Annotated in this window: 16 protein-coding genes and 2 pseudogenes; 8 read left to right on the plus strand and 10 right to left on the minus strand. The window is 29.7% G+C overall.

Annotated features, from left to right (window positions below; genetic code table 11):
* Window positions 1–149: 149 nt before the first annotated feature.
* Complete coding sequence (locus tag ACYUEW_RS15575) at window positions 150–1,007, minus strand: hypothetical protein (protein ID WP_460277200.1); 858 nt, start codon at window positions 1,005–1,007, stop codon at window positions 150–152.
* A 261-nt stretch (window positions 1,008–1,268) separates the two neighbouring features.
* On the opposite strand from ACYUEW_RS15575, the pseudogene ACYUEW_RS15580 reads away from it, so the two are divergent.
* Window positions 1,269–1,565: pseudogene (locus tag ACYUEW_RS15580) on the plus strand (GNAT family N-acetyltransferase); the annotation flags it as partial.
* Window positions 1,566–1,696: 131 nt separating this feature from the next.
* On the opposite strand, the gene ACYUEW_RS15585 reads toward ACYUEW_RS15580, so the two are convergent.
* Window positions 1,697–2,101 (minus strand): hypothetical protein, encoded by a 405-nt coding sequence (locus ACYUEW_RS15585; protein ID WP_460277202.1) that lies wholly within the window; start codon window positions 2,099–2,101, stop codon window positions 1,697–1,699.
* Between the two features lie 210 nt (window positions 2,102–2,311).
* Between ACYUEW_RS15585 and ACYUEW_RS15590 the strand changes: the two genes are divergently transcribed.
* The 3 genes from ACYUEW_RS15590 to ACYUEW_RS15600 all read left to right on the plus strand — a co-directional run bounded on the left by ACYUEW_RS15590 (window position 2,312) and on the right by ACYUEW_RS15600 (window position 3,927).
* Window positions 2,312–2,650 (plus strand): YmaF family protein, encoded by a 339-nt coding sequence (locus tag ACYUEW_RS15590; protein WP_265203118.1) that lies wholly within the window; start codon window positions 2,312–2,314, stop codon window positions 2,648–2,650.
* 227 nt (window positions 2,651–2,877) lie between these two features.
* Window positions 2,878–3,222, plus strand: a complete 345-nt coding sequence (locus tag ACYUEW_RS15595; protein ID WP_460277204.1) for a hypothetical protein — start codon at window positions 2,878–2,880, stop codon at window positions 3,220–3,222.
* A gap of 327 nt (window positions 3,223–3,549) precedes the next feature.
* Window positions 3,550–3,927, plus strand: coding sequence for a L,D-transpeptidase (locus ACYUEW_RS15600; protein WP_460277206.1), 378 nt, complete (start codon window positions 3,550–3,552; stop codon window positions 3,925–3,927).
* Window positions 3,928–4,007: 80 nt separating this feature from the next.
* Here the strand turns inward: ACYUEW_RS15600 and ACYUEW_RS15605 are convergent, their stop codons facing one another.
* The gene (locus ACYUEW_RS15605; RefSeq protein ID WP_460277208.1) at window positions 4,008–4,595 is read right to left on the minus strand and encodes a GrpB family protein; all 588 of its coding nucleotides are present in this window, start codon (window positions 4,593–4,595) and stop codon (window positions 4,008–4,010) included.
* 246 nt (window positions 4,596–4,841) lie between these two features.
* Between ACYUEW_RS15605 and ACYUEW_RS15610 the strand changes: the two genes are divergently transcribed.
* Window positions 4,842–5,279, plus strand: coding sequence for a spore coat protein (locus tag ACYUEW_RS15610; protein ID WP_460277210.1), 438 nt, complete (start codon window positions 4,842–4,844; stop codon window positions 5,277–5,279).
* A 189-nt stretch (window positions 5,280–5,468) separates the two neighbouring features.
* On the opposite strand, the gene ACYUEW_RS15615 is transcribed toward ACYUEW_RS15610, so the two are convergent.
* On the minus strand, window positions 5,469–6,329 hold the full coding sequence (locus ACYUEW_RS15615; protein ID WP_460277212.1) for a MerR family transcriptional regulator: 861 nt from the start codon (window positions 6,327–6,329) through the stop codon (window positions 5,469–5,471).
* Between the two features lie 47 nt (window positions 6,330–6,376).
* Between ACYUEW_RS15615 and ACYUEW_RS15620 the strand changes: the two genes are divergently transcribed.
* Entirely contained in the window at window positions 6,377–7,609 is a 1,233-nt protein-coding gene (locus ACYUEW_RS15620; RefSeq protein ID WP_460277214.1) for an agmatine deiminase family protein, read from the plus strand.
* Window positions 7,610–7,745: 136 nt separating this feature from the next.
* Here ACYUEW_RS15620 and ACYUEW_RS15625 read toward each other — a convergent pair whose 3' ends face one another.
* The 5 genes and pseudogenes from ACYUEW_RS15625 to ACYUEW_RS15645 all read right to left on the minus strand — a co-directional run.
* The gene (locus ACYUEW_RS15625) at window positions 7,746–8,615 is read right to left on the minus strand and encodes an AraC family transcriptional regulator (protein WP_460277216.1); all 870 of its coding nucleotides are present in this window, start codon (window positions 8,613–8,615) and stop codon (window positions 7,746–7,748) included.
* A 71-nt stretch (window positions 8,616–8,686) separates the two neighbouring features.
* A complete protein-coding gene (locus tag ACYUEW_RS15630) occupies window positions 8,687–9,799 on the minus strand; it encodes a C45 family autoproteolytic acyltransferase/hydolase (protein WP_460277218.1) in 1,113 nt (370 codons plus the stop codon).
* 392 nt (window positions 9,800–10,191) lie between these two features.
* Window positions 10,192–10,890 (minus strand): propanediol utilization microcompartment protein PduB, encoded by a 699-nt coding sequence (gene pduB, locus ACYUEW_RS15635; RefSeq protein ID WP_265203127.1) that lies wholly within the window; start codon window positions 10,888–10,890, stop codon window positions 10,192–10,194.
* 778 nt (window positions 10,891–11,668) lie between these two features.
* Entirely contained in the window at window positions 11,669–11,848 is a 180-nt protein-coding gene (locus ACYUEW_RS15640) for an aspartyl-phosphate phosphatase Spo0E family protein (protein ID WP_030033929.1), read from the minus strand.
* A 92-nt stretch (window positions 11,849–11,940) separates the two neighbouring features.
* Window positions 11,941–12,099, minus strand: a pseudogene (locus ACYUEW_RS15645) (DUF1259 domain-containing protein); the annotation flags it as partial.
* A gap of 218 nt (window positions 12,100–12,317) precedes the next feature.
* Between ACYUEW_RS15645 and ACYUEW_RS15650 the strand changes: the two are divergent.
* Entirely contained in the window at window positions 12,318–13,490 is a 1,173-nt protein-coding gene (locus ACYUEW_RS15650) for a MerR family transcriptional regulator (RefSeq protein ID WP_265203128.1), read from the plus strand.
* A gap of 111 nt (window positions 13,491–13,601) precedes the next feature.
* Window positions 13,602–14,057 (plus strand): hypothetical protein, encoded by a 456-nt coding sequence (locus ACYUEW_RS15655; protein WP_042386317.1) that lies wholly within the window; start codon window positions 13,602–13,604, stop codon window positions 14,055–14,057.
* A gap of 248 nt (window positions 14,058–14,305) precedes the next feature.
* On the opposite strand, the gene ACYUEW_RS15660 is transcribed toward ACYUEW_RS15655, so the two are convergent.
* Window positions 14,306–15,397 (minus strand): radical SAM protein, encoded by a 1,092-nt coding sequence (locus tag ACYUEW_RS15660; RefSeq protein ID WP_265203129.1) that lies wholly within the window; start codon window positions 15,395–15,397, stop codon window positions 14,306–14,308.
* Between the last annotated feature and the right edge of the window lie 15 nt (window positions 15,398–15,412).

A 15,412-nucleotide genomic window follows, 5' to 3' on the forward strand; every position in this document is an offset into this window, starting at 1 on the left:
ACTTCTATTTGATTTTAATAGCAGGTCTGCATAATTTTTCATATAATTATTTAATCTCATTATTTCGCTCCTTTATTTGTAAATATTCCCCTTACTTATTGTTAAAAAGCTTAGTTATATTTTTTAATTACCTTAAACCTTTTTAATGCTTATTTAGGTAATACAGGATATATATATTTAAATGTAATTTCAGGTGTTAAACTATAATATTCAGTATACTTTGATACATTTCCTTCAAGTTTAAACATCCATTTATTCTTAAGAATTTTATTACTTATAACTGGAATATCTGCATAATAATTATACATTGCTGTAGAAGTCCAGTTACGATCGCTTTCTAACTTGATACTTCTATATTCACTAGTAGCTCTATTTTCCTTTCTTCCACTTATAGAAATATAGTGAACTATTGCTTCATTAGGTATAGAACTTATACTACTAAGATCATATGTTGCTTGTACTGATTTTTTATTTGGAGTTAAAGTACAAGAATTTTTAGCTTTGTAAGTATAATCTCCACGTTTGTAATTTGGACCACCTATAGAAAATCTATACTCTCCAGAGCGTAAAGGTGAAGTTACTTTAATATAATAATTGCCAGTCTTAGGAATTACAACTTTATATGCACTTTCTCCAAACACCATAACGTCTTGGTGATGATTTATACTCTTAATACGATTCATATTTTCATCATAAATATCAAATATACCAGTATCATTAAGTTGTGCACTATAAACTGTAAGTAAAATACTATTATTTTCAGTTAATAACACTTTATACCAATCTTCATCTGATTTATCTGAAATTTTTCCTGCTGCAACAAATTGTCCGGTATAATCTCCCTTAACAACGCCACTTGGATTAACATTATTCTTTTCCACCATCTGAGCTTGTTCCGGTGAATTATTTGGCTCTACTTCATCTAATACAGTACCTGCTGCTGCAACAGCAGTGCTAAAAAATAATATAAAACATAAACTCATAAAGAATGTATTTATTTTTTTCATTCTTAGTCCCCCTATTTCATCTTTTTATAATATAACTAAGCTTCTTGACATTATTTTCGTTATTTTTTTATACAACTTAATGAATTTAATACATATTATTCCTCATATTTAATATTACTCCATATGATTCTACTTTTTAGAAAGGTATTAAAATAAATTATGTTTATAACTTATTTACATGCCACAGGGACCTCTATACAATTAAGTTATTAAACATTATTAATATTTTTTAATCATGAGGAGGTTTTTATTAGAACTCTAAAATTAATTGGTATGATCGATATCCGTCATAAACTAAATGACTGTTTATTTCAATTTGGTGGACACATTAGATATAGTATAAGAAAATCTGAACGAAGAAAAGGATATGCAAAAGAAATGCTTAATTTAGCTTTAGAAAAATGCGAAGATATGAATATGAAAAAAGCACTAATTACTTGTAGCAAAGAAAATATTGCATCAGCAAAAACTATTATCTACAATGGCGATGTTCTTGAAAATGAAATTTCAAAAGGTGAAAGAATTACACAAAGATATTGGATTTCTCTATTTAAATAATAAAAACTAGCTTACTATATAAATATAATAAGTTAGTTTAACATAAAAGCACCATATTATTCAAACTTGAACTTTACAGTGTTTTATAAATTGTTTATTTTTTTCAGTTATTTCGAAAAAAATATGTGCTATTAATAACCATAATATTTATTTGAATTGATTGGACTACCTACATTCTTCATTATTTCTTGTTGATTCTTTCTATATGTGGCTTCCATGTTCATTTGCTGTTTGTACCCAAAGTCCGTATTAGTGTTTTTTGCTGAATTATAGATTAAGGATTTTTTGTTATTAGATTTATTTGAACTTAGTAATCCATTTTGTTCTTCTGCTTCCTCGACAGGAACTTTATTTATTAAAACTTTCTTTCCTTCCTCATCTACCATATAAGTACAATAATAATTTCCTTGTCTTTCTGATACAACTTGTTTCTTCTTTTGTGATTCCTCTGTATCTTTTTCCTTACTTTGATGTTTTGAAATTATAAAAGAATCATGAGGTTTTCTACTACAAGCATTGTTTATATTGCAACTCATTTTTACACCTCTCTAACATGATTATTTAGTATATAATTATCATCGATAAATAATTCAAAGAACTTAACCCATATAAGTAAAATAATACCACTCGCCTCTTCATTGTAATGAATTATTAATTTTAACTTAAATAATATGAAAATATAGTATCAATAATTAATCAATCTACATATTATATTATATACTACTCCAAGATAAGGAGGTGAGTATATGTCTTACTGTGAAGAAAGGCAATTCCACGTTCATGAATTCTTAGGTAGCACTCGATTAGCTGAGGTTGATGATCCAGAAGATGTTCACAATCATCGTTTTGCTGGTGTTAGTGGTGAAGCTATAAAAAGAGGTAACAGTCATGTGCACAATATAAAGACAAATACAGATTTCTTCGATCACTTTCACATGATAGATGTTACTACTGGTCCTGCAATACCTGTAGGCGAAGGTAGACACGTGCACTTTGTATCTGGTGTTACAACTCTTAATGACGGCCATAGGCATGAGTTTATTTTTGCAACACTAATTGAAGCTCCTATATTTGAAGAATGTTAATTTAGTATAATATATGGCAACTTTATATGATTTCATATGAAGTTGCCTTTATAATAATTATATCTATTTGTTTATATTTATATAACGCCCCTTTTTTAAAAAACACTTGGATTAAAACGCCAAGTATTTTTCTGTATTTCTGCTCTACTTAATCTCTTTTCAATTTTGTAACCTTTTTTTTATACATTCATATCATATTAATGTAATTAAAATTTATGGAGGTATATATGTATTACAGAAATGATAATCAAAGTATAAATAAGGATGATGTTGAGTCTTCTAATAAAAATTTTGATGAAAACTTTTATAATGAATCTTATAATTATCCATACATGGACTTTTCTCCAATGATGTATGATCCTTTAATGTGTACTCCTCAAGCTATGCCTACAAATGTAGAATATGATAATGATAATTATGATGATTATAATGAGGAATTTGACGATTATGAATTAGTGCGTTCTCCTCATGCTCACGATGATCACCGTCCTCATCGTCGTCACCACATGCACCATCACATCCATCATCATTTTTTCCATCCTTTCATGTGGCCATGGTGGATGAATAGGTAAACATATGCATATAAATAATGTTATGTGATTAAGAAAATAGATGCTGCTACAATTTTTATAAAATTATATTGTAACTGCATCTATTTTCTAGCTTCACTATTTTTTTGTATCTATAAAATATCTCTATAATCTATCCTCTGTATTTTGCATATAGTTTTTTATCCATTAAATATGCTTATCCTCTTCTTCATTGAATTGTTAGCATATAATCAATTAAAGCCTTTTCTATCTTTTTCAATTTGTAACTCCTATTTATTACGTAATTTTTTCACAAATAATGTAACTACGAATATCATATTTATATAGTTATATTAGGAGACATGATCAATGTTTTATTATCTATATCCATATACTCAATTTTACAGAGCGATCTATCGTATAGTGATAAATACGAAAGCTCACACTCTTACTTTATTTAGAGACAATAATGTTTACAAAACTTATAAAGTTGCCGTTGGAAAGCCCTCTACCCCAACACCTAAAGGGACTTTTAAAATAATTAATCGTGCCATAAACCCAGGTGGTCCTTTTGGTGCAAGATGGTTAGGCTTGAATATACCTTATGGGGACTATGGAGTCCATGGTACAAACAATCCTTCTTCAATTGGGAAAAGCGTTTCTAACGGATGTATAAGAATGTTTAATAATCAAGTTATTGAGTTAAGTAACCTTGTTCCTATAGGTACAACAGTTACAATAGTATAATCTTATGCATTTATAGGTACTAGACACTACCCTCAGTTAACACAAATTAATATAGTTAAATGAGGGTAAATATTTATTTTTTATTTTCTTGGGCTGTATTTATTCTTAAATTCTATTTTTGCAATAGTAGTATATTTTCTAATAAACTCCGTTTTTGCTTCAGTATATCCATCTCTATCATGTTCATATTTATCCTTAAGACTCATTTTTAATTTTCCATACTTTTGAGAAATATCTGTATGTGATTGCAAATAATCTCTAAAATATAATTCATTCCAATCATCTAAATACCTTACATGAAGATGAAATACCTTTTCAGCAAACCCCTTCTCTGTATAACCTTTCATAAACATCATATGTGGCACTGGTTTCTGTGGTTGCTTTTCAAAAATATATCCATTGTGCTCCAACACATTTACTAAAAACTTTAAATCACAGTCCTTTGTTATTTCAAGCAATATATCTATTGTTGGCTTTGCAATCAATCCATTAACAGAAGTACTTCCAATATGATTTATTCGTTCTATATTATCATTTCCAATGCTACCGATAATTAACTTATCTTCTTCTAAATACCACTCTTTCCACATAGGATTATGTTCTTCCAATATTATTGGGAATATAATCCATAATTCTTCAAGTGACATTTCTGATAAACTTTTCTCCATGACCAATTCTCCTTTTGTAAAATATGCTAATCTTTCCGTAAATTATAACATAGAGATACTATATTGCTCCATTTTCAAAATATTAATTTTCAAGCGTAAAAAACCATTAGTTCCAATTAACTTCTAAATATAGTAATTTATAAAAAAAATCTTATTTTTTGCATAAGAAGTAGTAACATTCTTTTTAATATAGAATATTATATATTAGAGATAGGGACATGCCCTCTATCTCTAATATAAAATTGGATGGTGAATATAGTGAATGCACCAGAATATCAAATAATTGATAATGATGAAAGCTGTCAAGAATATCAAAATATAACCGATAATCACAAAAAATGTCACGATGATCCTATTTCAATTGGAGCAGCATGCGTTGCTGAGTTAGCTCCTAATGTTTTTGTATTGCTTGTTGAAATAGAAGTAGAGGTACCTGGTGAAGATATAGAAGAAGTGCTTATAATAAGAATAACACCTGCTCAAGCAGCAGACTTAATAAGATCAGTTGGTCGTTGCGAAATAGTAGGTCCAGATGAAATTCCAACTCCAGCACCTGGAAGAGAAGTAAATCTTATTTGCGCATTTTTATTTGGCCGAAATGTATTTTTAGTATTTGACGTTGAAACTCGCACAACAGATGAACTCGTTTTAGTTAGAGTTCCTTTATGTCCAATTGTTGGATAGAAATAATAAACTGAATTGTATAAATAAACTATAATGCTTGGTAGTGCAAAAACTATAAAAAAGCAAGCATTTTATAGTATCAAATAAAATACCAGTACACTGAGGATAACTCTCAGTGTACTGGCTCTATTTTAATTTTTTCATTGATTAATCTTTATTTTCTTTAGTATTTAGCGTAATAGTAATATTTTATTTTTTTACTGCAACACTAATTTTTGTTACAAAATCCCTACTATTTTGTGTCGCTAATATATTAAGTAAATATTCTTCATAGGCATCACCACATATGGTAAGCCCTTGTTCTTTAATTTTTCTCATAAATCCCTTATAAAAATCTACTATTGATTCATAAGAACCCCTATAATAAGTTACTGCATATAACCCTGCTGGTTTTATGGTAGCATCTGGTTTATCCATGCGAACAAATAACCTGTCAATTCTGCCAAACCTACCTGAAAGCAGATCATTTCTATCAATAACAGAGCCAATAAATGCAGGTCCCTTTAGTTCTGTTTTCTTAAAAAATTCTTCATAATAATCAGACCATTCTTCATTGCTCGTATCACTTTTCAAAGGATTTTTATCGCTGTATAATATAGGTTCTTCTTCAATATCCATAAGTATAATTTTATCTAGAGGGGCATTTAAAGCTTCCTCTGATTGACGGACAATCCTATTAAGAATGGAACGAATTTGTATTAATTTTTCAATTTCCTCATCTACTTTATTAAGCTGATTCTTTGATAATTCAATTAAATCCTGCGGTGATGGTGCCTTGAGATAATTGTCTAATGATTTTAAGGGAAAATTAAGATCTCTTAAAGACTGAATTACCCAAAAAATATCGAACTGTGGTATTGTATAGTAACGGTATCCATTATCATTTATTCCTGCTGGTTTAAATAAACCTATTTTATCATAGTAGAATAGTGTATCTTTTTTAACTCCAAATCTCTTTGCAAATTCACCAGTTGTAAAAGTTCTAAAATTTTTTCTATCTATATAGACCCCCTCCTTGACTATTGAGTAACTCCATACTTTATAATGCATCTTAATTATATAAATTGCAATAATAAAATTACAAAGGAGATGTTGATATGGAAATATATAGAACTGTAGGAGAATTTGAAAAACAAGAATCTGTAATGCTTATATGGCCCCAAAGTGCTTATGCAACTAGCAAGCTAAATAATGATATTGTAAGTGTTCAAATAGTTCAGGCTCTCATTGAAGAAATAAAAGTAATTATTTGTTGCTTTGATATGGATGTACAAAATCGTGCACAAAAAGTACTAACTAATGAAGGCATTGACATAACCTTAATCAAATTTGTAATATTTCCTTCAAGCATCGTATATCCTCGTGATTTTGGTGCTGAAATAATGATAAGTAACAAGGGAAACCGTGCTAGAGTTGATTTTCATTTTGACATGTATGGATATTATTCTGAAGAAGATGAGCTTTCTAAGCTTTTATATGGCTTTAGTAAATTCCACGCAGAAAGTGTTGGAATAAAAAATACAAGATACTCTAATCTAATTAGTGAAGGTGGAGATCATGAGTTTAATGGTCGTGGCGTTATGATGGCTATACAAGAAACTGAGGTGGATAAACGTAATCCTAATAAAACTATTGCTGAAGTAGAAAAAGAGCTAAAAAAAGTATTTAATTTAGACCAAATTATCTGGCTTCCGCAATGCTCCTATGATGATGAATACTCATATTGTGGACCAATCCCATCTTCTGATAATACATTTAATTCTTTTCGTTCAGCCTCTGCTAACGGACACATTGATGAAATTTGTAGGTTTGTTAGCCAGGATACAATTTTAATGGCATATGTTTCTGATGAAGAAGCTTTAAATAGTAAACTTCATGCATTAAACAAAGAACGATTAGACAAAGACTTTGAAGCTGTGAAAGCTGCCAAAAACTCTGATGGAAAGCCTTTCAAAATCCTTAAAATGCCTGTTCCTGAACCAATATATGTTGATCTATATCCAAAGGATGATGCCTATAACCATTGGAGTGAAGCAAAAGAAGATATGAATGGGATATTGCTAAATGGAACACCCTTTCCAGATGATTCTATAAACGTATTACCAGCACTAAGTTATTGCAATTTCTTAATTGCAAATAATGTAGTAATAGCTCAAAAGTATTACGAAGAAGGAATGTCAGAGTTAATCAAAGAAAAAGATGAAAAAGCACTAAATGTTTTAAAAACTGCTTTCCCAAATCATCGCATTGTACAAGTTAATACATTAGCACTTAATCTATATGGTGGAGGAATTCATTGCCATACAAGAAATATTCCAGCAACAAAATAAATAATATAAAAAGGGATGTTTTATTAAACCATCCCCCTTTTTCTTATATCTACATTATTAAAGAGTTATACCTAAAAACATCAAATTTTTTAACCTAATTGCAATCCTTAAAAACTTTGCTCTCAAGTATCATGCTCTATTTTATAGGAATATAAATATCAATCTCTGATAAATGATTATCTGCTCCTTTAAACCTTTCATCATATAATTCAAAATCCTCTCTCATATCAAGCTCTACCTTAGAAAAAGGAATCCAGGTTCCCCAAATATACTCATAAGTTTCCTGTAATTTATCTATACTTCCATTATGAGTAAACACTACATATTTCCCCTGTGGAATAACTTTAGCTATCATTCCTTCTGGTATATATTCAAAAGAGGTACCTTCTATGCCAACAATTTCACTGTATGCTACATTTTCACCGAATTGATTATTAGGCCTATCATTTTCACAAATTCCATAATATTTAAGTGGTTTAGTCTTATTTATTATTTTTGAACTACTCTTATTGAAGGCATTCCATAAATCAGGCAATAGATTATTTTTCAGTGAAGTCTTTCCTTTTATCCCTATAACTTTAACTTCAGGTACATCTTTAATTACTGGCTGAATGGTAATATTATTTAAAATATGCTTTAATCTCTCATTATCTATATATTTCTTATTACCCTTAAGTACATCAATTCTATTTTTTCTATATTCAGTGGGGCTAATATCATATATTTTTTTAAATGCTCTTGCAAATGCTTCTGGTGATTTAAATTGAAAATCTAATGCTATATCTATAATTTTTTTATCTGTATATATTAAATCTTGCGCTGCTTTTGTAATTCTTCTTTTTCGTATATAATTTCCAATAGTTTCACCTAACAATCCTTCAAATAAACGAGTGAAATGATAGTAAGAATAACCAATAGACTTTGCTACATCCTCCGTTTTTAAATCTTCATCCAAATTTTTCTCAATGTACATAATTGCTTTTTCTAATGATTTAATATAATCCATGATACATCACAAAATCCTTTCTTGATTATATACTTCACATCACTGGCTAGCTTAGCCCCCTTTTTAACTTCTTATATTAATTCATAAAAATCTTTTGGTGCTCTATACTTTATAATTTTTGCTGGATACTCTAAATATTTTTTCCCATTGTCTATTTTAAAGGTATGCCAATCATTTAAAGCTGTTGATCCAAAACATACATCTGCAGTTCCATCATTTAAATCAAATACCATCCCCCTTAGTGTGCCAAAAAAATCTTCATAATAATGGCAACACAATCCTTCTGGATACATGGTAGATAACAATGATTTAAGATTGTCCTGTGTAACTATTTCTTTACTATTTAAATATTTATTAATTAAATTATATCGTACTACTGAGTTTTTCATACTCTTAGGGTCATATTTCTTCAATTCCTCAAAATGAATATGATTTGTAGAGCATAGAAATTGTTCTTTTGTATTAGCTGAAATACGTTTAATTGCTTTTTTGCCATCTAAACTTTCAATTAGAGCTGCATTTCCCATTTTATCAGCAACCATAAGATTTATATTATATGCTATTGGTACACTCTGAACATATTTTATAGCTTCATTAACATCCTTACAATTTTCTAATACTGATCTTATAACTGCCCAAAATTGTAATCCCACAATTGCAGGTTTCCTAGCCCCTTCAATATTATTAGCTACTGGTATACCTGTCGATGTTTGACTAACTCCAAGCCCACATTCATTCATCCCATCTCCTCTACCAAATTGAACCATAGATGTACCTATATGAGCATATTTTCCTTTAATTTTAGTAGTACATAAAATAAGTTCTTCCATTTCATCGTTAAATTCATAATTTCTAGCTAATAATACATGATTGTTTTTAGTCTTTTGAGGCAATATAGCCATTTGACTACAGCCTGGTTTAAGAAATGACATTGCATAATATAATGCTTGAAATTTATCAAGTCCCAATACATCTGTAAAACCTTGAATTTCTTCATTAATTCCTGGGCAATATTCATCAAACATTTTTATAATTTGTATTTGTTCCTCTTTTGAGAAAGGATACTTTTGGATTTCTTGCATCTCTAGACACTGTGGCGTAGCTTTCATTTTTTCTCCTAATAATTTACCTACTTCATAATTTGTACCTTCTAATTCATAATAACAAGCTTTTAAGTTTTTCATAAATACTTTTCTCCTTAACTTTATTTTGTAATATAAAGTTATCATTTCTAAAAAATTTATGCCTGATATTTTCTGCTATTTATAGGGTATTTTTTCTATGACGTAAAAGCACCGTAAAATTCAGATTTGAATAATACGGTGCTCAAATAAATTATTGGCTTTTTATCCGATGACTACCCGCTCTAATACTCCCATCTTCTTCAAAGTGGGAGTAAAGAGCAGTTACGTCCCTGGATAACGATTTCCCCTAAAGGATAACGACTTCTAAGGAGTAAAACTCCTAAGAATTCTGTTAATAAGCTTCAGTGGGAGTAAAAACTCCCTCTGAAGCCAAGAACTCTGTTTATAGTTAGATCATTTAATAAGAAAAAAACAGATTAATAAATCATCTGCTAAATATATGGTTTAGTAGCAGATTGAGCCTCTTGCCCCATTGCTTTCAATAAAGACAAACCAATTTTTCTTGCAGCTATTACTGATTCTCTAACAGCATCTGAATCTCCAGTAACTGTTATAATTACTTCGTTTGTGTGTGCTGTTCCTGCATCTGGACTTGCATATGTTACCATCTCAATATTTGCAGTTTTCATTGCTGTATCTGCCATTACTAAACCGATACCAGCTGGAGCACCAGCAATTATCGCAAAAGCTTTTCCAAGTGGAGCACCAAATGCTTTTTCTGATGCCAAGCTTGCTCTTGCAGTATATGAAAGCTCCAAGTGCCCTGAATCACATGTATAAACATCCCCAAAAGTTCTATCTAATTCCTTAAGAACAACTTCTACTGCTCTTCTTGCATCTGTTACGTCTTCTGCTGCCAGAATGATTAAGCAACCATGCCCTGCCCCACCCTTTGTATCTCTTGGCATTTCAATCTTTACTACTTCTGTATTAGTAGCTTTTACAGCCTCATCTGCTGCCATAATATGTGGTCCTGCACCTGTTCTTCCACTAATTATTCCTAGAGACCGATATTTTTTATCTAATCCCATTTTTTCATGAAGAAAACAATCAACATTAGCTATGACTAAGCCAATGGTATCTCCAATTGCCGTTCCTACAAATTCTGTTATTGATGATGATGTATTCATTGCTAGTACCTCTCTTTTCTACTACATTCTTATTTTTACTTACTTGAACAACTTCCTTACTAAGTGTTTTTTCTACTACTGCTTATATAATTTTGTTCAAAATATATAGTTTGGTGGGCATTACTTCTTGGATATATTTTATTTGAATTACTACTTTTACTTTACTAGAGGTAATTATATCATAATTTTTATTAGTAAAGATAATTGCCTTTCTAAATAAATGTGAAGTAATTCTACTTTTTCACACCCTATTATTCAATTCTCAAAGAACATTGTTTGCACCTCTTATTTAAGTACTTATGTCATCTAGTAATCAAATTACGTATTCTTAAGTTCTGTTCTTAGCCACATTAGCAATGATTTAAGAGTTTCAATTTCTAATCTTAAGTTATCTATAGCATCTACCAAGACAATACACCAATATATAGAAAACTCCATATAAAAAGAACCCTATTTATTAGGGTTCTTTTCTTTAAGTAAGGCTATCTATGTTTAACTTATTGGGAAGCCACTATATTAATATTGTGAAAATGTTAAAAAATTCCTTTAAGTATCTAATAATAAAAAAGCCATAACGTGTAAACTTGCAAGAGGTATTGTAATCCAATAAAAACTACTATAAAAATTTTCTTCAGTATGTTTGTTCCTAAAATATCTAATCCAACAAATTTCATAGAATAACATCAGCAGAAATGATACTACAAGCCATAAATTCCATATGGAAAGTTCATGTATATTGAAATCACTAAAAATCAACACACTGAGTCCTATTAATGGCTTATTTCTCTTTTAACTTTTCATCAATAAGCTTATTATACTGATTTAATGCTGCATTTAATATCTTACTCGAAGTTACTACTTCAGGATCAACTAAGTTCCCTTGCTTTTCATTTATTAAACGCTCTAATTGCGTTCTTAATATCTCTATATCTTTTAATAAATCCTCTAACTCAGACATGCTAACACCTCCACAATTAGTATTAACTATGGAATTGTTTTTAATCATTCTAATTATCAATACGTTAATTCTTTTTTATAAAAGGCACCTGGAATTAACCTTGGTTCATCAAATAGCCAATGATTATGAAGTGCAGTAACTAATATTCCCTTTTTTCTTAAAATAGATATAAATCTATTTATTTCTTCTTGAAGAATAACTGTCTCTCCTAAATTAAGAGTTCTACCTTCATTATCAGGATCCTCAGTTGAATAAAAACTATGCGTACCAAATATCAATAATAGCTATAAATAAATATTTAAGCAATATTAAAGATTTTTAGGATTAAATTTTTTTGAAAAAGTGTTGACTCTAACGCCACGTCGTAGTGCAATATATACGTAGAGCTTACCTATATTAGCAAAAACTCGCAGCCGGCTCAGTATTAGATAATATTGATAGCTCTAAAATCAAACTTTGAGGTATAGAAATGAGAACAGTAAAACAAGTTTCGGATTTGGCAGGAATAAGTGTGCGCGCACTACATTACTATGATGAAATAGGATTATTAAAACCAAGTGAAATTACAGAAGCAGGATATAGACTTTATGATGATGGAGCCCTTAAAACCTTGCAGCAAATTTTATTTTTTAAAGAACTTGACATACCTTTAAAAGATGTTAAAGAGATAATGTCGAGTCCATACTTTGATAAAATGCAAGCACTAAAAAATCAAAAAAAGATGCTTATGTTAAAACGCAAAAGATTAGACGGCTTAATAGAGCTTATAAATAAAACCTTAAAAGGAGCAAATACAATGAGTTTTAAAGAATTTGATATGGCTGAATATTATAATGTATTGGAAGAATTCAAGAAAGAAAATAAGGATAGAGTAATTAAGAATTGGGGAAGTATAGATAAATTTGATGAAATGATTGAAAAGATGAAAGCTAATGAAACTAAAATTGCTAAAAACATTATAAAGCAGTATGGAAGTATAAAGAAATGTGCTGAAGCTGTTAGGAACGAGTTAAACAATGATACGTTAATAACTAGAAAAGAAAAATATGATGAGTTTAAAAATGATTTTCTTTACGATAAGCATCCTAAATTAAAAGAGCTATATAAAAAACTTACAGCCGACTTAAGTAAAGATACTTCTTCAAAGGAGATTCAAGAAATTGCTAAAGAGATAACGGATATAGCTAAAAAAGACTATGAAATTTTTAAAACGGATAGAGGAGATAACACCTGGTACTATATGATGACCAATTCCCTAGAGCCTAAGTGGATAGAAGAGGTTGATAAAAAATACGGAAGAGGTGCGGCTAAATTTATTGGAGAAACCTTTAAAATTTATTTGCAAGATAAGCAGCCTAAATTAGAAATATTATATAAAAAGCTTACAGATGATTTAAGTAAAGATCCTACTTCAAAGGAAATTCAGCAAATTGTTTCTGAAATAGCAGCTACAACTAAAAGGAATTATGAATTTTATAAAGGAAATACGGGATTGGACTATAAGGGATTTTTCTCTGTTATGGCGGATATTTATTTATCAAATACCAATAAAGGGATGAATGCTGTAGATAAAAGATATGGGAAGGATGCATCTAAATTTATTGGAGAAGCTTTGAAATTTTATTCTGAACATAGTAAATAATAAATTGGAAACTATCAAAAGAGTATGTTAAGCAGAAAATAATACAGAAGTGCCAAATAGTCTATGTCCTTCATATAGTGTATAGAATAATAAAATATTGGAGGACAGACGATGCCTTGTATATTACACCACTATGATCGAATTTCAACATATACTTTGGAATTATTACAAAACTTTAGTAAACGAATAATGATTATAGAAAACATTATAAATGAATTGTTAAAAGATGATTCCTTAAATAAAAGCAATGATTTCTCAAATTTTATTTCATACTTTAGCAACGGTAGATTTTATCATTTTAGATGTCATGGATTTATGGAATGCCTTGTTGTAACTAAAAGTTATTCCCCTGAAAGTATCTGTTATTGGACAATGAATCTCCTTACCCCAGCGTCTAATAATTTTATGAAAGCTTTATCATTCATTGAGATACTAAAAAATACCCATACTTTTGAGACTAATAGCCAATTTAAAAATCTCACAATGGAAATGGATAAGTTCAAAAAGGCTGCTATGGAAATAATGAATGCTGCAAAGTTATATAACATAAATTGTCAGAATTTATAAGGAGGGTGTGGGAAACCATATCCTCCTTAACTTTTAATCTTTTATGTTACATTCTCTATTTCTCTAGTTACAAAACTTAATATATCTATTTTCTTCTTTTTTGGTATCCATTAAATGAGCCGAGTTGCTGCAACAGGTAATTCCTATCTTTTAATTTGCATGGAAAATTATATCATAGTATATATATTTTTTCATCACCCCTCAGAAAACATAGGTATTTTTAACACCATTTGCTCACTCTCACTTTATTACAATCCTAACAACTCTTTAACATGGTCTTCTTTTTCAAATAATAAACATCCACCATCATGTTCTCCAAGTAACATTTCATTATCTTTAAGCTTTTTAAATAATGGTGATTTTAAGGCTTCTCTTAAACTACACTCTTTTAAATTAATATCTGAATATGGTGAAAATGGACATGGCTCTGCTCCACCATTAGCATTTATATGAAAAAAACCTCTTCCAGCAGCTAAACATCCACCTGAATATTTTTCATCACCAGGGAATGATAAAAACACCATGTTTTCGAATACTTTTCTCAATTCTTCTATCTTTTCTTCTAATATTAAACGTTCTTTATCCGTAGGTGCAAGATTTCTAGTAGAGTTATTTACTGGAACGTACTCTACAAATATTAATACTCTTGTCCCTTTATTATAAAGCTCCTGTACAAATTCTTTACTTGTAACAGTTATTATATTTTCAGTTGTTACGGTTACAGAACCTCCAAATAAAATCCCCTTTTTATTCAAGCTATTCATTGCAGTCATTATTGAATTATAAGTTCCTTCTCCTCTTCTTTCATCTGTTTGATCCTTATCACCTTCAATACTTATCATTGGCACAAGATTTCTATTTTTATCAAATAAATTTATATAACTTTCATCTAGCATAGTTCCATTTGTGAAAATTGGAAAAACTATTTCTTTAACAGAAGAAGCTTTTTCAATAACCCCTCTTCTCATCAACGGTTCTCCCCCTAATAATAATAAAAATGAGATTCCAACTTCCTTTGCTTCATTAAAGATTTCTCCCCATCTTCTTTCTGACATCTCACTAGCTTTTAAGTTATCTCCACATGATTTATTAGCTCTTGCATAACAGCCCTTACAATGCAAATTACAATTAGTAGCGATACTTACCATTAAAAATGGTGAGATATGCTCTCCGTTACTTTCTAACATATCCCTTTTATTTTTTGCATCCTTTACTGCTAACATATACTTTATTACAAATGCAGCTTCCTTTGGATTTTTTATAGATGATTTTAAAACGTTCTTTACTATATTTTCAATACCTTCACTCATATATTCAGATAAATTAAATTCTTTACTCATTATTTATCCCCCCCC

The sequence above is a fragment of the Clostridium sp. CTA-1 genome (assembly GCF_054768215.1).